Raw genomic sequence first — 18,709 nt, 5'->3', positions numbered from 1 at the left:
GCGCTACGCGTCGGTGAGCGAGGCGCTCGGGAGCCACGCGGCGCCGAGCAGCTCGGCCACCTCGGCCAGCCCCGCGGTGTCACCACCGACCGCGTCGGTGGCCGCGGCGATCCGCTCCACCATCGCGCGGCCGACCTGCTCCTCGACGGTGCCCTCGGCGTACGCGATGTGCCACGGCGAGACCTGGTGGTCGCGGTGCGTTCGCCCGGTGACCTGCCGGCCGGCGATGCCGGAGAAGCGGGCCTGGTGGAAGACGCCGACGCGGGGGTCCGTGGACGCGGACGTGCCGTCGGGGAGCTTCTCACCGGCGTGCAGGCTGATCGAGGCGACGGTGGTGAAGACGCAGACCGAGGCCTTGCCGGTCTGGAAGCGGAGCCGCTCCTCCTCGACGTCGAACCGGTCCCGGCCGTAGATCGTGGCGACGCCGATGCCGGAGTCCCGGAGCCGGGCCGCGATGGGGTCGGCCGCGGTCGCGACGAACTCGACCGAGCAGGCGACCTGGCGCCCCGCGTCGACCTGCTGGGCGATCCACGCCACCGTCGAGTCGACCCGGATCAGGCCGGCCTTCTGCCGGAACCGCAGCAGCGCCGCCCGGCCCTTCGCCGTGTTGCGCCCGCGCCGGGCGATGTCCATCTCGCGGCAGAACTCACCCCACTCCGCGTCGTACGCCGCCCGCTCGGCCGCGGTCAGCGTCACGGGCATCCCGGAGATCGGCACCGGGCCCCACGGCGCGGCGCGGTGGAGCATCGCGGGCGGCTGCTCGTCGGCGAGCCAGCCGCGCACCGTCGCGAGGTCGGCCTCCCGCCGGACCGGGTCGTCGGTCCAGGTGGCGCCGTACCGGCCACCGAGCTCGATGGCGACGCCGTGCCGCTCCAGGGCACCCGCGAACGTGGCGCCCGGTTGGGTCGCGGTGCACCAGGACCGCACCGGTTCCGCGTGCACCTGCGCGTACGCCGGCGACAGGTAGGCCAGCTCCAGCGGGCTGTGCCCGGGGGTCGCCGTCGTCGCGATCACGAAGGGCGCGCGATCGTGCGGCGCGCCCAGCCCGGACACCTTCGCCCAGTGCTTGAAGCGCTTCGTGGTCGTGTGCCGGAGCGCGTGCGCCTCGTCGGCAATCACGACGTCCCACGCGTGCCCGGCGACCTTCTCCAAGCGGTCCCAGGTGACGACCACCCAGTCCATGCCGCCGTCGCCGAGCGCGGTGATCGTGCGGCACCAGTGCCCGATCGTGATCGCGGCCGGCCGGTCGGCGACCACGAGCACCCGCCGCGCACCCCGCAGCGAGCCGACGGCGGTCGCGCCGAGCACCGCCGTGATCGTCTTGCCGACGCCCGGCTCGTCGGCGAGCAGGAAGAGCCGTCCTCCGGCCGCCGCGCGCTCGGCGATCGCGTCGGCTCCCTCGAACTGGAGCTGCCGGGGCTCGAGGTCCTCGCTCGCGGGCGGGTTGGGCGTGGGGTGGCCCGGGTTGAGCTCGTTCTCGAGGAAACGGCCGAGCGTGTAGGGGCCGGGGCGGTAGGGCGCCAGGTGCGCGGGCAGCCGGGCGCCGACGTACAGGTGCATCCGGACCGCCGGGTGCCAGGACGCCCCCTCGACGGTCTCGCCGTACGGCACGTCCAGGACCCACAGGCGCTCGCCCGGGCCGGCGACGGGGAGGGGACGCGGGGTCCGCGGTGCCCGGGAGCGAGAGGTACGTCGGCGGGCCACTGGCCGACGCTATCGGTCCGCCCTAGCCTGCAGCTGTGACCACGCCGAGCGAGCTCCTGCTCCGCCCCGCCACCGCCGACGAGATCCCGCGCATCGCGGAGGTCCAGCTCGCGGCCCGCGACGCCTCGCCCATGCCGCCGGGCCTGCACCCCCACCACGAGGTCGTCGACTACCTCACCACCAACTTCGGTCCCACCGAGATCTGGGTCGCGGAGACCGAGGGCCGGATCGTGGGCTACGCCCGGTTCGACAAGACCTGGCTCGACGACCTCTACGTCGAGCCGGCCGCCCAGGGCACGGGCGTCGGCAGCGCGCTGCTGGACCTGGTGAAGGCGCACCTCCCCGAGGGCTTCCAGCTCTGGGTCTTCGTGTCGAACGTCCCTGCGCGGGAGTTCTACGAGGCCCGCGGGCTGGTCGAGGTGGAGCGCACGGACGGCGCCGGCAACGAGGAGAGGCAGCCCGACATCCGGATGGCGTGGGCGGGCTGACCTGTCGGTGGTGCCTGTCAGGATCACCGGGTCGGGGCCGGTAGGCTGAGGCTCTTCCCCGATCGACCACCTGCCCGCCTGATTCTCGAGGAGCCGAACAGCACCGATGGCCGGTTCAACCGGGGACTTCGCCCACCTGCACGTCCACACCGAGTACTCCATGCTCGATGGGGCCTCCCTGCTCGACGGCCTGTTCGGCCGGGTCAGCGACCTGGGCATGAAGTCGATCGCCATGACCGACCACGGGAACCTGCACGGCGCCTACGACTTCTACTCCAAGGCGAAGAAGTACGACGTCAAGCCGATCATCGGCATCGAGGCCTACCTGACCCCGGGCACGCCCCGCGGTGAGCGCAAGCGGGTCCGCTGGGGCAAGGGCGACCAGTCCGAGGAGGGCGGCGACGACGTCTCCGGCGGTGGCGCCTACACCCACATGACGATGTGGGCCGAGTCCACCGAGGGCATGCACAACCTCTTCCGGCTCTCGAGCCGGTCGAGCATGGAGGGCTACTTCTACAAGCCCCGGATGGACAAGGAGATCCTCGCCGAGCACGCGAAGGGGATCATCGTCTCCACGGGCTGCCCGAGCGGCGCGATCCAGACCCGGCTGCGGCTGGGCCAGTGGGACGAGGCGGTGCGCGAGGCGCAGGAGCTGCGCGACATCTTCGGCTACGACAACGTCTACCTCGAGCTGATGGACCACGGCATCTCGATCGAGAAGCGGGTCCGCGATGACCTGCTGCGCCTGGGGCGCGAGCTCAACATCAAGCCGATTGCCACCAACGACTCGCACTACAACAACCCCGAGGACGCCAGCGCCCACGAGGCACTGCTGTGCGTGCAGTCCGGCAGTCGGCTCACCGAGCCGCCGTACTCCCAGGGCGGCAAGCGGTTCGCCTTCGAGGGCTCCGGCTACTACATCAAGTCCGCCGAGGAGATGCGCGAGCTGTGGGGGAGCCAGGACCTCATCGCGGCCTGCGACAACACCCTGGAGATCGCCGAGCGGTGCGAGGTCACCTTCACCGAGTCGACCGGCGGCTACATGGCGCGCGCCGACATCCCGGCGGGGGAGACCGAGGAGAGCTGGTTCCGCAAGGAGGTCTGGCGCGGCATCGAGGCGCGCTACCCGGGTGACAAGCTCACCCAGGAGGTCAAGGACCGCACCGAGATGGAGCTGGCGGTCGTCGCCCAGAAGGGCTACTGCGGCTACTACCTGGTGGTCGCCGACTTCATCCAGTGGTCCAAGGACAACGGCATCCGGGTCGGCCCGGGCCGTGGTTCGGGTGCGGGGTCGATCGCGGCGTACGCACTGCGAATCACCGACCTGTGCCCCCTCGAGCACGGACTGTTCTTCGAGCGGTTCCTCAACCCCGAGCGCCCCTCGATGCCCGACTTCGACATCGACTTCGACGACCACCGCCGCGGCGAGGTCATCCAGTACGTCAAGGAGAAGTACGGCTCGGAGAAGGTCGCCTACATCGCGACCTTCGGACGGATCAAGGCCAAGCAGGCGATCAAGGACGCCGCGCGCATCCTCGACCACGGCTTCGCGATCGGCGACAAGATCACCAAGGCCCTGCCGGCCGACGTGATGGGCAAGGGCGTCCCGCTCAAGGACCTCTTCGACCCCGAGCACAAGCGCTACAACGACGGCGGCGAGTTCCGGGCGCTCTACGAGGAGGACCCGGAGGTCCGCCGGATCTACGAGACCGCGCTGGGTCTCGAGGGCCAGATCCGGCAGACCGGCGTGCACGCGGCCGGCGTGATCATGGCCAGCGAGCCGCTGATCGACATCGTGCCGCTGATGGAGCCCAAGCAGGACGGGCAGGTCATCACCCAGTTCGAGTATCCCAAGTGCGAGGAGCTCGGCCTGGTCAAGATGGACTTCCTGGGCCTGTCCAACCTGCACACCCTCGAGGACGCGCTGGAGAACATCCGCGCCAACCGGGGTGAGGACCTCGTCCTGGAGGACGTCCCGTTCGACGACCGGGCGACGTACGAGCTGATGGGTCGCGGCGACACGCTCGGCGTGTTCCAGCTCGATGGTGGCGGCATGCGCTCGCTGCTGCGGCTCATGCAGCCGGACACCTTCGCCGACATCACCGCCGTCTCCGCGCTCTACCGCCCGGGCCCGATGGGTGCGGACTCGCACACCAACTACGCCCTGCGGAAGAACGGCCGCCAGGAGATCGACTACATCCACCCGGCGCTGACCGAGCCGCTCAAGGAGGTGCTCGGGGAGACCTACGGCCTGATCGTCTACCAGGAGCAGGTCATGGCGATCGCGCAGGTGCTCGCCGGCTTCTCGCTGGGCGCCGCAGACAACATGCGCCGCGCGATGGGCAAGAAGAAGAAGGAGGAGCTCGACAAGCAGTACGCCGGCTTCGAGGCCGGCATGCTCGAGCGGGGCTACCCGGCGGACGCGATCAAGACGCTGTGGGACATCCTCGTCCCGTTCGCCGACTACGCCTTCAACAAGTCGCACTCGGCGGCGTACGGGGTCATCACGTACTGGACCGCCTACCTCAAGGCCAACTACCCCACGGAGTACATGGCCGCGCTCCTCACCTCGGTGAAGAACGACAAGGACAAGATGGCGATCTACCTCAACGAGTGTCGCCGGATGAAGATCGCCGTCCTGCCGCCGGACGTCAACGAGTCCTCCCACAACTTCACCGCTGTCGGCAACGACATCCGCTTCGGCCTGACCGCGGTCCGCAACGTGGGCGCCAACGTGGTCGACGGCATCGTCGAGGGGCGCACCGAGAAGGGGCGCTACACCGACTTCAACGACTTCCTCGACAAGGTGCCTGCGCACGCCTGCAACAAGCGGGTCATCGACTCGCTGATCAAGGCCGGCGCCTTCGACGACATGAAGCACCACCGCAGCGCGCTGGTGATGATCCACGAGACCGCCGTGGACCAGTACGTCGACATCAAGCGCAACGAGGCCATCGGCCAGGACTCCCTCTTCGCGGGGCTCGGGGGTGATGACGAGGACAGCGGCTTCGGTGTCAGCGTCGCGATCCCCGACATCGACGAGTGGGAGAAGATGAAGCTGCTCGGCTACGAGCGGGAGATGCTGGGGCTCTATGTCTCCGACCACCCGCTGCTCGGCCTGGAGCACGTCCTCTCCAACGGCACCGACTTCACCATCGGTCAGCTGCTCACCGACGAGGCGATCGCGCACAACACCACCGTGACCGTGGCCGGTCTGGTGACGAGCGTGCAGCGCAAGATCACCAAGAACGGCGACCCCTGGGCGACCGTCACGCTCGAGGACCTCGAGGGTGGCATCGACGTGCTGCTCTTCCCGTCGTCGTACCGGCTGGCGGCGCCGTACCTCACCGAGGACGCGATCCTGCGGGTCAAGGGGCAGCTCGACAAGGATCGTGAGGCTCCGCAGCTGCGCGGCCAGGAGGTGACCGTCCCCGACATCGAGGCCAGCGGTGACGGCCCGGTCGTCATCAGCCTGCCCTCGACGCGCTGCACCGGGCCGGTCGTGCAGTCCTTGCGCGAGGTTCTCGCCGCCCACCCGGGGATGAACGAGGTGCGCCTCAAGCTGCTCATGCGCGACTCGACCCGGGTGATGAAGCTGGACGACCGGCTGCGGGTCACCCCGTCGCCGTCGCTGTTCGCGGACCTGAAGCAGTTGCTCGGTCCGGGATGCTTGGCCGGGTGAGCATGTCGGAGAAACAGGGCTGGTGGCGGCCGGCCGCGCTGGTCGTCGGCCTGCTGCTGCTCTCCGCGGGGGCCGGGGCCCTCGGTGGTTGGGGCTGGTGGTCGTGGTGGTCGCCGGCGCCGCGCGGGGTCATCGGTCAACGCACTGACACCGGTCAGATCGGTTGGTTCGCCGAACCCTTCGACCCGGGGCAGGCTCACGTCGCCTCCAGCACCTTCGAGTACGTCGTGATCGGCTTCGTCATCGCGCTCGTGGTCGGGATCATCGGCGGGGTGCTCGGCCGCAACCGTGCGCTCCTCACGCTGGCAGTGGCTGTCGTCGGATCGATCGTCGGCGCGGTGGTGATGTGGGCGGTCGGCATGGCGTTCAGCCCGCCGAACCCGGAGAAGTGGGCGGTCAAGGAGAACGTCGGTCACCACTACGTCGGGAGCCTGACGATCGGCTCGCCGCGCGTCGACCTCCATCTGTACCAGTGGCTGGGAGGGGAGCACATCCACTTCCTCGTGCCGGTCCCGTGCCTGGTCTGGCCGGTGGGGATGCTCCTCGGCTTCCTGGTCGTGATGCTGGCGATCACTTCCGAATCGACGACGTCCGAGCCTGCGTCAGCCGAACCAGCTCCACTGGGCTGAGCTCGACCTCGAGCCCACGGCGGCCCGCCGACACGAAGACGGTCGGGTACGCGAGCGCGGAGTCGTCCACGACGGTCGGGTGCGGGCGGCGCTGGCCGAGCGGCGAGATGCCGCCGACCACGTAGCCGGTGGCCCGCTCGGCGGCCTTCGGGTCGGCCATGGCGGCGCGGCGGCCGTCCAGGGCGCGGGCCAGCGCCTTGAGGTCGAGCTGGCCGACGACGGGGACCACCGCGACCACGAGAGTCCCGTCGACGTCGGCACAGAGGGTCTTGAACACGCGGTCGGGCGCCACCCCGAGGGCGGCCGCTGCCTCCTCGCCGTACGACGCCGCGCGCGGGTCGTGGTCGTACTCGTGGACCGTGAAGTCGACGCCGTCCGCGGAGAGCGCGGCGATCGCCGGCGTACCTGCGGAGGACCGGCGGACCATCAGTTCGGCGACCAGCGGGTCCGGGCGACCTCGCTGGCGGGGAGCGAGGGGATGACGTTCATCGCGCGCAGCTCGGTGCGGAGCAGGTCGGTCACCAGGATCAGCCGCTCGTTCGCGTCGTCGGCCTCGAGCAGCTGCTGGCGCTCGGCCATCGGCAGGGGAGCGCAGGCCGCCATCGTCCAGGAGAGGTACGTCGGGTCCGCGGGCAGCTCGCCCTGGAACGGGTCGGTCGTGAATCCGCGCAGCACGCTCCGGTAGGCGGTGAACGTGGCGCGCGCCGACTCGACCACGTGCGGCTCGACGGTGACCGCCGGCTCGGGCAGCTCCTCGACCTCCCCGAGGGGGAACAGGTCACCGGTCGAGAGGCGGTCGAGCCGGATCCGGTCGCGGCCGACGGCGACCACGTCGAAGGTCCCGTCGGGGTGTGCCTCGACCTCGGTCAGCTGGAGCCGGACGCCGACCCGGAACAGCGACTGGGCGCCGTGGTCGCCGACCTCGTAGCCCTCGCGGATCCCGACCGAGCCGAACAGCCGCTCCGCCGGGTCCTCGACCCGCAGCAGGTGGTGCACCAGTGCCCGGTACCGGTCCTCGAAGACCCGCAGCGGCAGGCTGACCCCCGGGAAGAGCACCGCGTTGAGCGGGAACATCGGGAGATCAGCCGTCACACCTCCAACCTATCCACCCTGACCACCGCTGACGTCATACGTACGGAGCCTTCGAGCGCGCTGTCCGTATGACGTCTCGATCGTGGGTTATCCACAAGTGGCGGTCGGTGGGGTGTGCGCACGCGCCGTATCGGTGAGCCTCGAGCCATGGACATCGAGGAGGTCGGCGCGCGTCAGGGCGGCGTGGTGTCCCGCCGGCAGATCTATGCCCTGGGGTGGACCCGGTCGCAGGTGCGCGCTCAGCTGCGAGCGCGGCGGTGGCAGAAGATCGGTGAGCAGGTGATCGCCCTGCACAACTCGACGCTGTCCGACGAGGGCCATCGTTGGGCAGCCGTGATCGCGTCGGGACCGCGCGGCCAGCTGGACGCCATCGCGTCCCAGGTCGTCGCCGGGCTGGAGCGCTTCGACTACCCGGTCGTGCGGGTCTCGGTCCCGCGCGGGGCACGGGTCCGGTGGCGACGTACGCCGTACTACGACATCCGGCAGACCCGCCGCTGGGCCGCGACAGATCGAGCGCCGGGGAGCGGCATCGCCCGAACCCGGCCGGAGGTGGCCGCGGTGCGTGCTGCGTTGTGGGCCCGAACGGACAAGGAGGCGGCGTACGTCCTGACGGCATCGGTGCAGCAGGGCGTCGTCGCGGTCGCGGATCTGGCGGTCCAGGTCCTGCGGGTGCGCCGGGACAAGCGCCGCCTGCTCGTGCATGCCGTGGTGAACGACCTGCTCGACGGTGCCCGGGCTCTGGGCGAGATCGACTTCGGTCGGGAGCTGAAGCGGCGCGGCTTCCCAGCGCCGCAACGGCAGGTTCTGCGCAAGGATCGTCGGGGTCGCTACTACCTGGATCTGTACTGGCCGGAGCTCAGCCTGGTGGTCGAAGTCGACGGCATCCACCACGCGTGGGCAGAGAATGTCGTCGGTGATGCGCTACGCCAGAACTCGCTTGCCCTTGCGGGCGATGTCGTCCTCCGCATCCCGCTGTTGGGCCTCCGGTTGCAGCCCGACGCGTTCTTCGACCAGATCGGCGAAGCAATCACTCGGGCACAGGCGACGCGCGCAGCAGCCTGAGTCCCTCGGACGTCATACGGACGGAGCCTTCCAGCGCTCGGTCCGTATGACGTCCGGGAACGCCAGCGACCGTAGAATCGAGGCATGTCCCTCATCCGCCGCATCGACCTGCGCGAGTCCGCCCCCGGCGTCGACTACCGCGCAGCCGTGCCCCGTGCCGACTTCGACATCGAGGCTGCGGTGCCGGCGGTCCACGCGATCTGTGAGGACGTGCGGGTGCGCGGCGTCGACGCGCTGCTGGAGTACGCCGAGAAGTTCGACGGCGTCCGCATCGACGACATCCGGGTCGCTCCCGAGGCGATGCAGCAGGCCCTCGAGCAGCTCGACCCGGACATCCGGGCCGGCCTGGAGGAGTCCATCCGGCGGCTGCGCGCGACCTGCGCGAACGAGCTCGAGCGCGACGCCGTCACCGACCTCGGGCCGGGCGCCCGGGTGACCCACCGCAAGGTGCCGGTCGGCCGGGTCGGTCTCTACGTGCCTGGCGGTCTCGCGCCCCTGGTGTCGTCGGTCCTGATGAACGTGGTGCCCGCCCAGACCGCGGGCGTCCGCTCGATCGCCCTCGCCTCCCCGCCGCAGCGCGAGTTCGGCGGCTCGGTGCACCCGACGATCCTGGCCGCGTGCGCGCTGCTCGGCGTCGAGGAGGTGTACGCCGTCGGCGGCGCCCAGGCGATCGCGATGTTCGCCTACGGCGTCGGCCCGTGCGCGCGCGTCGACATGGTCACCGGCCCCGGCAACATCTACGTGGTCACCGCCAAGCGGATCCTCAAGGGCCAGGTCGGCATCGACTCCGAGGCCGGCCCGACCGAGATCGCGATCCTGGCGGACGAGACCGCCGTGCCGGCGTACGTCGCTGCCGACCTGATCAGCCAGGCCGAGCACGACCCCCTGGCAGCGAGCGTCCTCGTCACCACCTCCACCGAGCTCGCCGACGCCGTCGACGTGGAGCTGGAGAGGCAGGTCGCCGCCACCAAGCACACCGAGCGGATCACCACCTCGCTCGGCGGCAAGCAATCAGGCATCGTGCTGGTGCGCGACCTGGAGCAGGGCCTCGACGTGGTCAACGCCTACGCCGCCGAGCACCTCGAGATCCACACCGCGGACGCGGCCGACTGGGCCGCGCGCGTCCTCAACGCGGGCGCAATCTTCGTGGGCCCGCACGCCCCGGTGAGCCTCGGCGACTACTGCGCCGGCTCCAACCACGTGCTGCCCACGGCCGGCTGCGCCTGCCACAGCAGCGGTCTGAGCGTGCGTGCGTTCACCAAGTCGGTGCACGTCATCGACTACTCCGCCGAGGGCCTGGCGGCGGTCGCCGACCACGTCGTCACCCTCGCCGAGGCCGAGGACCTGCCCGGCCACGGCGCGGCTATCACGGTGCGGGTCGCGGGGGAGCAGGCATGACCTTCCCCCCGATCCGGCCCGAGCTGGCCGGCATCGAGCCGTACGGCGCGCCCCAGCTCGACGTGCCCGTCCAGCTCAACGTCAACGAGAACCCCTACGGCCCGTCCGAGGACTGCCTGCAGGACATCGCCGCCTCGGTCGCCCAGGCGGCGGTCGACCTGAACCGCTACCCGGACCGCGAGTTCGTCGCGCTGCGCGAGTCGCTGGCGGCGTACCTCAACCGCGACGTGCCCGGCGCCGGCCTCACGGCGGCGAACCTGTGGGCGGCGAACGGCTCCAACGAGGTCATGCAGCAGCTGCTGCAGGCGTTCGGCGGGCCGGGCCGCAGCGCGATCAGCTTCGCGCCGACGTACTCGATGTATCCGGAGTACGCCCGCAACACCCACACCGAGTGGGTCGCGGGCGCGCGCGAGACCGACTTCTCGCTCGACCTCGACAAGGCGCGCGCACTGGTCGAGGAGGTGCGGCCGTCGGTGGTGCTGCTGCCGAGCCCGAACAACCCGACCGGCACCGCCCTCCCGCAGGCCGCCGTCACGATGCTGTGCGAGACCGTCGGCGACAGCGGGATCGTGGTGGTCGACGAGGCGTACGGCGAGTTCCGCCGGCCCACGACGCCGAGCGCGATCGAGCTGCTGGGCAGCCACCGCAACCTGGTCGTCACCCGCACCATGAGCAAGGCGTTCGCGGCCGCCGGGCTGCGCCTGGGCTACCTGGCCGCGGACCCGGCGATCACCGACGCGATCCGGGTCGTGCGGCTGCCGTACCACCTGTCCGCGGTCAACCAGGCGACCGCGTTGGCGGCGCTCCGGCACGCCGACGAGCTGCTGGCGCAGGTCGACGCGCTGCGCGTCGAGCGTGACGCGCTGGTCGTGTGGCTGGGGGAGCAGGGCTACGAGGTCGCCGAGTCCGACGCGAACTTCGTGCTGTTCGGCAGGTTCGCCGACCGGCACGGGGTCTGGCAGGGTCTGCTCGACCGGGGTGTGCTGATCCGGGAGACCGGGCCGGACGGCTGGCTGCGGGTGTCCGTCGGGACGCCCGAGGAGATGGCGGCCTTCCGCGCCGCCCTCGTGGAAGTGAATGGAGAACGAGCATGAGCAGGACCGCCCGCGTCGAGCGGCAGACCAGCGAGTCCAAGGTGATCGTCGAGGTCGACCTCGACGGCACCGGCAAGCACGACATCTCCACCGGCGTCGGCTTCTACGACCACATGCTCACCGCGTTCGCTCGGCACGCGCTCGTCGACCTCGTCGTCCAGACCGAGGGCGACGTCCACATCGACGCGCACCACACCACCGAGGACACCGCGATCGCGCTGGGCCAGGCGCTGCGCGAGGCGCTCGGCGACAAGGCCGGCATCCGTCGCTTCGGCGACGCGACCGTGCCGCTGGACGAGGCGCTCGTCCACGCCGTCGTCGACGTGTCGGGGCGTCCCTACTGCGTGCACACCGGCGAGCCCGAGGGCCAGCAGTACGTCCAGCTCGGCGGCACCGGCGTCTCCTACCTCGGGTCGCTGACCCAGCACGTCTTCGAGTCGATCGCGTTCCACGGCCACTTCGCGCTGCACGTCCGGGTGCTGGCGGGCCGCGAGCCGCACCACATCGTCGAGACCCAGTTCAAGGCGTTCGCGCGGGCCTTCCGCGACGCGGTCGCCCTCGACCCGCGCGAGACCGGGATCCCGTCCACGAAGGGCGCTCTCTAGTGGCGCAACCGTCGGTGGTTGTCCTGGACTACGGGTCGGGCAACCTCCGCTCCGCCGTGCGCGCGGTCGAGCGCGCCGGGGCGTCGGTGGAGCTGACCTCCGACCTCGACACCGCCATGAACGCCGACGGGCTGCTGGTCCCCGGCGTCGGTGCGTACGAGGCATGCATGAAGGGCCTGCGCGAGATCCGTGGCGAGCGGATCATCGCCCGCCGGCTCTCCGGCGGCCGCCCGGTGCTCGGCATCTGCGTGGGCATGCAGATCCTGTTCGAGCGCGGCATCGAGCATGGCGTGGAGACCGAGGGTTGCGGCGAGTGGCCGGGCGTGGTCGAGCGGCTCCAGGCGCCCGTCGTACCCCACATGGGGTGGAACACCGTCGACGTCCCGTCCGGTACGACCCTCTTCGACGGCATCGAGGAAGAGCGCTTCTACTTCGTGCACTCCTACGCCGTCCGCGACTGGACCCTCGTCACCAACGACCGCACCCCCGACTCCCACCAGCCCCGCGTGGTCTGGAGCGAGCACGGCGGTGACCGTTTCGTGTCCGCGGTCCAGAACGGCCCGCTGTCGGCCACGCAGTTCCACCCCGAGAAGTCCGGCGACGCCGGAGCACAGCTACTGAAGAATTGGGTGACCTCGCTGTGAGCGACTACCTCGAGCTCCTCCCCGCCGTCGACATCAAGGACGGCCGGGCCGTCCAGCTGGTGCAGGGCGTCGACGGGTCGGAGAAGGTCTTCGGCGACCCGATCGAGGCGGCGCTGCGCTGGCAGGAGGCCGGCGCGGAGTGGCTGCACCTGGTCGACCTCGACGCGGCGTTCGGGCACGGCAACAACCGCGAGCTCCAGGCCGAGATCGTCGGGAAGCTCGACATCAAGGTCGAGATGAGCGGCGGCATCCGCGACGACGAGTCGCTCGAGGCCGCGATGGCCACCGGCTGCCGTCGGGTCAACATCGGCACCGCCGCGCTGGAGCAGCCGGAGTGGTGCGCCGCGGCGATCGCGAAGTGGGGCGACCGGGTGGCGATCGGCCTCGACGTACGTGGCACCACGCTGGCCGCACGCGGCTGGACCCGCGACGGCGGCGACCTCTACGAGACGCTGGCGCGCCTGGACTCCGAGGGCTGTGCGCGGTACGTCGTCACCGACGTCAACAAGGACGGCATGCTGCAAGGCCCGAACCTGCAGCTGCTGCGCGACGTCGCCGCGGTCACCGACCGGCCGCTCGTCGCGTCCGGCGGCGTCACCACGCTCGACGACATCCGCGCGCTCATGGGCCTGGTCGAGATCGGCGTCGAGGGCGCGATCGCCGGCACGGCCCTCTACACCGGCCAGTTCACCCTCGAGGACGCGCTCGCTCTCACGAAGGGCGTCTGATGTCGCTCGCCGTGCGGGTCATCCCGTGCCTGGACGTCGATGCCGGCCGGGTGGTCAAGGGCATCAACTTCAAGGAGCTCCGCGACGCCGGTGACCCCGTCGAGCTGGCGCGCACGTACGACGCCGAGGGCGCCGACGAGCTGACCTTCCTCGACATCTCGGCGTCCTCCGACGGCCGCTCGACCACCCTCGAGGTCGTGTCGAAGGTCGCCGAGGAGGTGTTCATCCCGCTGACGGTCGGCGGAGGCATCCGTGCGGTCTCCGACGTGGACACGATGCTGCGCGCCGGCGCCGACAAGGTGGGCGTCAACACCGCCGCCATCGCGCGGCCCGAGCTGATCAACGAGATCGCGGAGCGCTTCGGCAACCAGGTGCTCGTGCTGTCGCTGGACGCGCGGCGGGTGTCGGGCGACGTACGCACGGACTCCGGCTACGAGGTCACCACGCACGGTGGCCGCAAGTCGACCGGCATCGACGCCATCGAGTGGGCGGTCCGCGCGGCCGAGCTCGGCGCGGGGGAGATCCTGCTCAACTCGATGGACGCCGACGGCACCCGCGACGGCTTCGACCTGGAGATGATCCGCCGGGTCCGCGCGGAGGTGTCGATCCCGGTGATCGCCTCCGGTGGCGCCGGGGCCGTGGACCACTTCGCGCCCGCCGTCGCGGCCGGCGCGGACGCCGTCCTCGCCGCGTCGGTGTTCCACTTCGGCACGATGCGGGTCTCCGAGGTCAAGGCCGGGCTGGCCGGAGCGGGTTACCCCGTCCGCTGACGGGGAAGGTCGCAGTCGTGGCTGACTACCAGGTGTACGGCGCTTCCCGCGCCGACGACGCGACCGACCCCGAGCGCTGGCGGGTGCTCGTCGAGTACTCCAACGGCCCGCAGAAGAAGCCGCACACGATCGTCAAGATCGGGACCACCACCTACACCGACCGTGCCGAGGCGTACGCCGCCGCCGAGAAGACCGCGCGCGAGTTCTCGCCGCCGGACCCGTGGTCGCTGCAGTCGCGGGCGGTCTTCCGCGACGGCCCGGACGGGTTCCTGGTGATGCTGGAGGGCGCGACCACCACGTTCCACATGAGCGTCCGCCTCGTCGTACCGATCGGGTAGGGGTGGGGGTGGGTCGCCGTACGCTCGCGACGTGACCCGCTTCGTCTACGCCACCGCGACCTCGCTCGACGGCTTCCTCGCTGACCGCGACAACTCGCTGGAGTGGCTCTTCGCCGTCGACGGCGGCGACGAGTCGCTGGCCGGCCTCGCCGAGTTCACCTCCGGCGTCGGCGTGCTGGTGATGGGATCGACGACGTACCAGTGGCTGCTCGACCACGAGTCGCTGCTGGAGAACCCGGAGAAGTGGCAGACGTTCTACCCCGGCATGACCACGTTCGTGCTGTCCTCGCGGAGACTGCCGGGGCTGCCCGGTGTGGACCTCCGTGTCGTGAGCGCGTCCGTCCCCGACCTGGTGCCCGACGTCCTCGAGGCGGCCGCCGGACGTGACGTGTGGGTGATGGGCGGCGGGGACCTCGCCGGCCAGTTCGCCGACGCGGGGCGCCTGGACCGGATCATGCTGTCGGTCGCCGCCGTCACCCTCGGCTCCGGCGTGCCCCTGCTCCCACGCCGCCTCGAGTCCGACCGGCTGCGGCTGGTCGGGGTGCGCCAGGTCGGCCAGTTCGCCGAGCTCACCTACGACGTGATTAACCCTGACAGGATGGCGTGATGGATTCGGACCTCAGGACCTACCGGACCGGCGGCGAGGAGGTCGTCCTCGACATCACCCGCGACGCGCAGCGGTACGTCGAGGCCCGCGGCGACGGCCTGCTCCACGTCTTCGTCCCGCATGCCACCGCCGGCATCGCCATCATCGAGACCGGAGCCGGCAGCGACGACGACCTGCTCGCCGCGCTCGACGACCTGCTGCCCAAGGACGACCGCTGGCAGCACCGCCACGGCAGCCGCGGCCACGGCCGCAGCCACGTGATGCCGGCCCTGGTGCCGCCGTACGCCTCGATCCCCGTGCTCGGCGGCCGCCTTGCCCTCGGCACCTGGCAGAGCATCTGCCTGGTCGACCTCAACGTCGACAACGCCGAGCGAGAGGTTCGCTTCAGCTTCCTCCCCGCCTGAATGGGCCGTTCTCCACAGGGCGACGTCGGGCCGGTTGCGGCCACGTGCCCCCGGGCGTTGCCTTGCGACCATGTCTCGGAGAACCTCGGGCGGATTCCGCCGCCTTCCTCGCATCGCTGACCGCATGACGCCCGACCTGATGCGGTGCGTCGACCTTGCCTACGCCGCGGAGAGATCCGGCGACATCGCCGGCTCCCTCGAGTGGTACCGCGCCGTGCCGATGTTCGTGAAGGGACGCAACATCCAGCTCCTGGCGGGGCTCGTCGCCGTGGGCGACGACCTGCCCGAGTGGGCCTGGGCCCGCTACCTCGCCTACCTCGCGGTGCGTTGCGAGGACGGTGAGACCGGTCAGCGGGTCAGGCTCGCCGGTGCGGGCGTCGGGGCGGCGATCCACGAACCGCTCATGGAGCAGTGCTACGACGAGGGCGGCGATCCGATGCGGGTCCACGCGCGTGTGTTCGGCGAGTCCTGGGCGTTCCACCAGGCGGCTACCCACGAGGTGGGTGCGCTGGCGGCGTACCTCGACGAGTTCGTGGTCGGTCGACTGGCGGAGCAGGCTGGCCTCGCTCGTCGCTGGGTCGACGCGCGGATGAGTGGCTATGAGATCGGTGCGAGCCTGCCCGGCAACGTTCTCCGGGTGAGGGAGGCGACGTCGTCGTCCTGGACAGAGATCCTGGACCTGGGCGCCCGGGCTTGCGCTCCGCAGGGCTGGGTGTTGGGACGACTGGTGCCGAGCGGGGTCGGGGACCGGCTGATGTTCGATCGGCATCCTCTCGGCGTCACCAAGCGGATCGCCGCCACCGTCGCGAAGACGGACGACTGGCTGGAGTCGCTGGCTGACGCCGTCGGTCGACGACGGATCACGCAGTCGACGCTCCTTCGCGAGGACTACGAGCTGCTGTGCGACGTACCCGAGCTGGAGATCCTCCGGTTCGGCACGCCTGCCCCCGACCACGCGCGCGTGCTGATGCAGCTCCGGGAGGGGCGTGACGAGATCGCCAAGGCCGCCTTCCGGGTCCTGGAGCGCGCGCGGCGGGGAGAGATCGGGGAGGGCGATTCGCCGTACGTCGCTGCCGCGTTGCTGAACCCGCGCGCGCACTCCGCGGCGCTGCGAGCGCTGCGACCGGACCACCGGGAACGCTGGAAGGAGATCGCCGCGGAGCTGCCCGAGCCGGCCCGGTCGCGCGGGCTGGCGCTGGCAGGGGGAGCAGCGACCGAGGCAGAATGAGGGAGGTCCGAGCATGCCCGCAAGCCAGGGAGTCGCTGTGTCGGCAGCACCGCACCAACACGAGGAGAAGCTCATCCGCCGGCCCATGTCGCTGGAGGAGTACCTCGCCCTGCCGGAAGGTCGCGTCGAGTGGGTCGAGGGCGAGGCGATCTTCTTGAACGCCTCGCCGCGTGCGCGGCACCAGCGGGTGGCGGCACGCCTCGCCGCACTGGTCGAGGACGCGACCGGACTCTTCTGCGTCGAGGCAGTCGGCTTCTGGACCCGACCGAGCCGCAAGAGCCGCATCCCTGACGTGCTGGCCACGGCCGAGCCCTTCGACGAGAGCTGGGCGCCGACGACACCCGTGCTGTGCGTGGAGGTTCTCTCCCCGAGTACTCGTAGCGAGGACTTGATCCGCAAGTCGCACGAGTACGTCGCCGCAGGTGTTCAGCAGTACTGGGTCGTCGACATCGACGGCGCCGAGCTGATCGCGTTTCGCAACGATGGAGACGGTTGGGAGGAGCTCGCCGTACTCGACGCTCAGCATCCACGGGTCTCGATCGAGATCGCCGGCCACGGAGCCGTTGAGATCGACCTGGAGTGGCTCTTCCGCCGCTGACGCGCCGCCGTACGATGCGCGCCATGACTCTTGACGCCGCTCTGTTCGGGGACGAGGAGCCGTCGGTGCCGGTCGCGGCGGCTGCGACGCCGGCTCCGATCGCCGAGTGGCAGGTCGAGCGACTCCGCAAGGCGCTCGACGCGCGCGGGCTGAGCGAGATGTCCGACCGTCAGCGTGCGATCGAGGAGGCGCTGGGTCGTCGGGTCGCGTCCTTGCGCGAGCTGTCGAGCGAGGACGCGAACCGCGTCCTGGGCCGGTTCGGTGCCACCGCCACCACGAGCTCCGGGTCCCAGTGGGACGAGCGCGACGAGGACACCTGGATCGACCGGCTCTGATCCCGCTCAGGCGCTGAGGAAGACCGTGTCCATGTGCCAGGTGAGGGCGTCGCGGTCGGGGTTGTCGGCGGGCGACTGCGGTAGCCGGATGACCTCGCCCCGCGCCTCGCGGGAGTAGAGCTCGACCCCGTTGCCGAAGTCGCGGTGCAGACGGGGCGAGACCCGCAGGCGGTAGTCGCTGTCGATGCCGAGGTAGCCGCGGTCGTAGAGCGTGTGCATGTCGGAGCGGAGCGCGAGCCCGTTCGGGACGCGGTGGACGCCGCCCTGTGCGTACGGCCGGATGTGGGCCGCCTGCAGGGTCGGTGACATCCGGCCGCCGGTGATGGCGCACCGGTTCTCGTAGGCCTCCAGCACCGCCAGTCGGAACGAGCCCTGACCGAGGCGCGGCCGGGTGAGCACGGGCTCGCCGTACCGCGGATCCTCCTGGTCCAGGTCGATCCCGATGAGGTCGTGGTCCCAGCGGACGTCGAGCCGCGCCCCGGCCTGCAGCGCGCGGAAGGCGTGGTCGACGTAGGCGAAGTCGGGATCGCTGGCGTCGTACGTCTTGCCCTGGACGATCGACCGGCCCCAGTGCTCGGGCGCCGCCAGCTCCTCGCCCGGACGGGCGAAGAAGAGGTTGCGGATGATGATGCAGCCGATCGTCGGGTCCGGCTCGTACGGCTTGTGGGTGCGGTCGCGGTAGATCTGGATCGCGCGGTGCAGCGTGTCTTCGTCCGGTACGCCGTTGCCGCGCCCGAAGATCGCCCATGCCTCGCTGATCCGCTGCTCGTAGTAGCCGGCGTAGAAGCCGCCGCCCACCAGCCCCTCGCGCGGGCTCTTGGTCTTGAAGAGGAACGGTTCGTCGTACGACGCCCGCCCCATGAAGCTGCGCGCCGACGGCACCCAGAAGTTCGCCTCGGTGATCGTGTCGTCCGCGCCGAGGAAGTCGGCCCAGGCGTTGTCGGTCACGCCGAGGGTGATCCGCATGGTCAGTCGCCGGGGTCGATGAGGTCTCGGACCCGCAGGTCGAGCGCTGCCGCCAGCTTGAACACGGTGTCGAGGCGGGCGTTCGCGGGACCGGGCAGACCGGTCTTCGGGTCCTTGGTGTTGTTGCGGTTCTTCTCGATGTTCTGGATCTGGTTCCGCGACAGCTCGGCCTTCTCGGCGAGCTCCTCCTGCGTCCACCCCAGCTCGGTCCGTCGCTCGTACACCTTCTCGCCGAGGTGCTTCGCCGCCTCCAGATAGGCGGTCGACGAGGCAGGTCCGGGCACGTCGCTAACCCTTTCGGCGACGACTTCCGGAGTCCGCCCAACGCATTGGGCTT

General features: G+C 70.8%; 21 protein-coding genes. 16 read left to right on the top strand and 5 right to left on the bottom strand.

Annotated features, from left to right (window positions below; translation table 11 throughout):
- Nucleotides 1-3: 3 nt before the first annotated feature.
- Complete coding sequence (locus tag ACYVAQ_RS10510) at nucleotides 4-1,704, bottom strand: DEAD/DEAH box helicase (RefSeq protein WP_460789068.1); 1,701 nt, start codon at nucleotides 1,702-1,704, stop codon at nucleotides 4-6.
- 35 nt (nucleotides 1,705-1,739) lie between these two features.
- Here ACYVAQ_RS10510 and ACYVAQ_RS10505 point away from each other — a divergent pair, with 35 nt between their 5' ends.
- The 3 genes from ACYVAQ_RS10505 to ACYVAQ_RS10495 all read left to right on the top strand — a co-directional run bounded on the left by ACYVAQ_RS10505 (nucleotide 1,740) and on the right by ACYVAQ_RS10495 (nucleotide 6,503).
- Nucleotides 1,740-2,192 (top strand): GNAT family N-acetyltransferase, encoded by a 453-nt coding sequence (locus ACYVAQ_RS10505; protein ID WP_460789066.1) that lies wholly within the window; start codon nucleotides 1,740-1,742, stop codon nucleotides 2,190-2,192.
- Nucleotides 2,193-2,298: 106 nt separating this feature from the next.
- Nucleotides 2,299-5,874, top strand: a complete 3,576-nt coding sequence (gene dnaE, locus ACYVAQ_RS10500; RefSeq protein WP_460789064.1) for a DNA polymerase III subunit alpha — start codon at nucleotides 2,299-2,301, stop codon at nucleotides 5,872-5,874.
- A 2-nt stretch (nucleotides 5,875-5,876) separates the two neighbouring features.
- A complete protein-coding gene (locus ACYVAQ_RS10495) occupies nucleotides 5,877-6,503 on the top strand; it encodes a hypothetical protein (RefSeq protein WP_460789062.1) in 627 nt (208 codons plus the stop codon).
- Here ACYVAQ_RS10495 and ybaK read toward each other — a convergent pair.
- Nucleotides 6,445-6,930 carry a Cys-tRNA(Pro) deacylase gene (gene ybaK / locus ACYVAQ_RS10490; protein ID WP_460789060.1) on the bottom strand — a complete coding sequence of 162 codons (486 nt, stop codon included), beginning with the start codon at nucleotides 6,928-6,930 and terminating at the stop codon, nucleotides 6,445-6,447. The two genes, ACYVAQ_RS10495 and ybaK, sit on opposite strands and share 59 nt — an antisense overlap.
- Nucleotides 6,930-7,595, bottom strand: coding sequence for an LON peptidase substrate-binding domain-containing protein (locus ACYVAQ_RS10485; protein ID WP_460789057.1), 666 nt, complete (start codon nucleotides 7,593-7,595; stop codon nucleotides 6,930-6,932). Before ACYVAQ_RS10485 ends, ybaK begins: the two co-directional genes overlap by 1 nt.
- Nucleotides 7,596-7,742: 147 nt before the next feature.
- Between ACYVAQ_RS10485 and ACYVAQ_RS10480 the strand changes: the two genes are divergently transcribed.
- The 13 genes from ACYVAQ_RS10480 (at nucleotide 7,743) to ACYVAQ_RS10420 (ending at nucleotide 17,406) form a co-directional block, all read left to right on the top strand.
- Nucleotides 7,743-8,657 carry a DUF559 domain-containing protein gene (locus tag ACYVAQ_RS10480; RefSeq protein ID WP_460789054.1) on the top strand — a complete coding sequence of 305 codons (915 nt, stop codon included), beginning with the start codon at nucleotides 7,743-7,745 and terminating at the stop codon, nucleotides 8,655-8,657.
- An 84-nt stretch (nucleotides 8,658-8,741) separates the two neighbouring features.
- A complete protein-coding gene (hisD, locus tag ACYVAQ_RS10475; protein WP_460789052.1) occupies nucleotides 8,742-10,055 on the top strand; it encodes a histidinol dehydrogenase in 1,314 nt (437 codons plus the stop codon).
- Nucleotides 10,052-11,149, top strand: a complete 1,098-nt coding sequence (locus tag ACYVAQ_RS10470; protein ID WP_460789049.1) for a histidinol-phosphate transaminase — start codon at nucleotides 10,052-10,054, stop codon at nucleotides 11,147-11,149. Before hisD ends, ACYVAQ_RS10470 begins: the two co-directional genes overlap by 4 nt.
- Nucleotides 11,146-11,754: an imidazoleglycerol-phosphate dehydratase HisB gene (gene hisB / locus ACYVAQ_RS10465; protein WP_460789047.1), complete on the top strand. Its 609-nt coding sequence runs from the start codon at nucleotides 11,146-11,148 to the stop codon at nucleotides 11,752-11,754. Before ACYVAQ_RS10470 ends, hisB begins: the two co-directional genes overlap by 4 nt.
- 14 nt (nucleotides 11,755-11,768) lie before the next feature.
- Nucleotides 11,769-12,398: an imidazole glycerol phosphate synthase subunit HisH gene (gene hisH, locus ACYVAQ_RS10460; protein ID WP_460789045.1), complete on the top strand. Its 630-nt coding sequence runs from the start codon at nucleotides 11,769-11,771 to the stop codon at nucleotides 12,396-12,398.
- A complete protein-coding gene (gene priA, locus ACYVAQ_RS10455; RefSeq protein ID WP_460789042.1) occupies nucleotides 12,395-13,126 on the top strand; it encodes a bifunctional 1-(5-phosphoribosyl)-5-((5-phosphoribosylamino)methylideneamino)imidazole-4-carboxamide isomerase/phosphoribosylanthranilate isomerase PriA in 732 nt (243 codons plus the stop codon). The genes hisH and priA overlap by 4 nt, the downstream gene beginning before the upstream one ends.
- Nucleotides 13,126-13,896 (top strand): imidazole glycerol phosphate synthase subunit HisF, encoded by a 771-nt coding sequence (gene hisF, locus ACYVAQ_RS10450; RefSeq protein WP_460789040.1) that lies wholly within the window; start codon nucleotides 13,126-13,128, stop codon nucleotides 13,894-13,896. The genes priA and hisF overlap by 1 nt, the downstream gene beginning before the upstream one ends.
- Before the next feature lie 17 nt (nucleotides 13,897-13,913).
- Nucleotides 13,914-14,234, top strand: a complete 321-nt coding sequence (locus ACYVAQ_RS10445) for a hypothetical protein (RefSeq protein ID WP_460789038.1) — start codon at nucleotides 13,914-13,916, stop codon at nucleotides 14,232-14,234.
- 31 nt (nucleotides 14,235-14,265) lie between these two features.
- On the top strand, nucleotides 14,266-14,841 hold the full coding sequence (locus ACYVAQ_RS10440) for a dihydrofolate reductase family protein (protein WP_460789036.1): 576 nt from the start codon (nucleotides 14,266-14,268) through the stop codon (nucleotides 14,839-14,841).
- Nucleotides 14,841-15,245 (top strand): secondary thiamine-phosphate synthase enzyme YjbQ, encoded by a 405-nt coding sequence (locus tag ACYVAQ_RS10435; RefSeq protein WP_460789034.1) that lies wholly within the window; start codon nucleotides 14,841-14,843, stop codon nucleotides 15,243-15,245. The genes ACYVAQ_RS10440 and ACYVAQ_RS10435 overlap by 1 nt, the downstream gene beginning before the upstream one ends.
- 124 nt (nucleotides 15,246-15,369) lie before the next feature.
- On the top strand, nucleotides 15,370-16,473 hold the full coding sequence (locus ACYVAQ_RS10430; RefSeq protein WP_460789032.1) for a hypothetical protein: 1,104 nt from the start codon (nucleotides 15,370-15,372) through the stop codon (nucleotides 16,471-16,473).
- A 37-nt stretch (nucleotides 16,474-16,510) separates the two neighbouring features.
- Entirely contained in the window at nucleotides 16,511-17,071 is a 561-nt protein-coding gene (locus ACYVAQ_RS10425) for a Uma2 family endonuclease (protein ID WP_460789029.1), read from the top strand.
- A gap of 23 nt (nucleotides 17,072-17,094) precedes the next feature.
- Nucleotides 17,095-17,406, top strand: a complete 312-nt coding sequence (locus ACYVAQ_RS10420; protein ID WP_460789028.1) for a hypothetical protein — start codon at nucleotides 17,095-17,097, stop codon at nucleotides 17,404-17,406.
- A 6-nt stretch (nucleotides 17,407-17,412) separates the two neighbouring features.
- Here the strand turns inward: ACYVAQ_RS10420 and ACYVAQ_RS10415 are convergent, their stop codons facing one another.
- Both ACYVAQ_RS10415 and ACYVAQ_RS10410 read right to left on the bottom strand, forming a co-directional pair.
- Nucleotides 17,413-18,372, bottom strand: a complete 960-nt coding sequence (locus ACYVAQ_RS10415) for an HNH endonuclease (RefSeq protein ID WP_460789026.1) — start codon at nucleotides 18,370-18,372, stop codon at nucleotides 17,413-17,415.
- A 2-nt stretch (nucleotides 18,373-18,374) separates the two neighbouring features.
- Nucleotides 18,375-18,656, bottom strand: coding sequence for a helix-turn-helix transcriptional regulator (locus tag ACYVAQ_RS10410; protein ID WP_460789024.1), 282 nt, complete (start codon nucleotides 18,654-18,656; stop codon nucleotides 18,375-18,377).
- Nucleotides 18,657-18,709: the final 53 nt, after the last annotated feature.

It is taken from the genome of Nocardioides maradonensis, from assembly GCF_054777115.1.
This window is presented reverse-complemented; position numbering and strand designations above follow the sequence as displayed.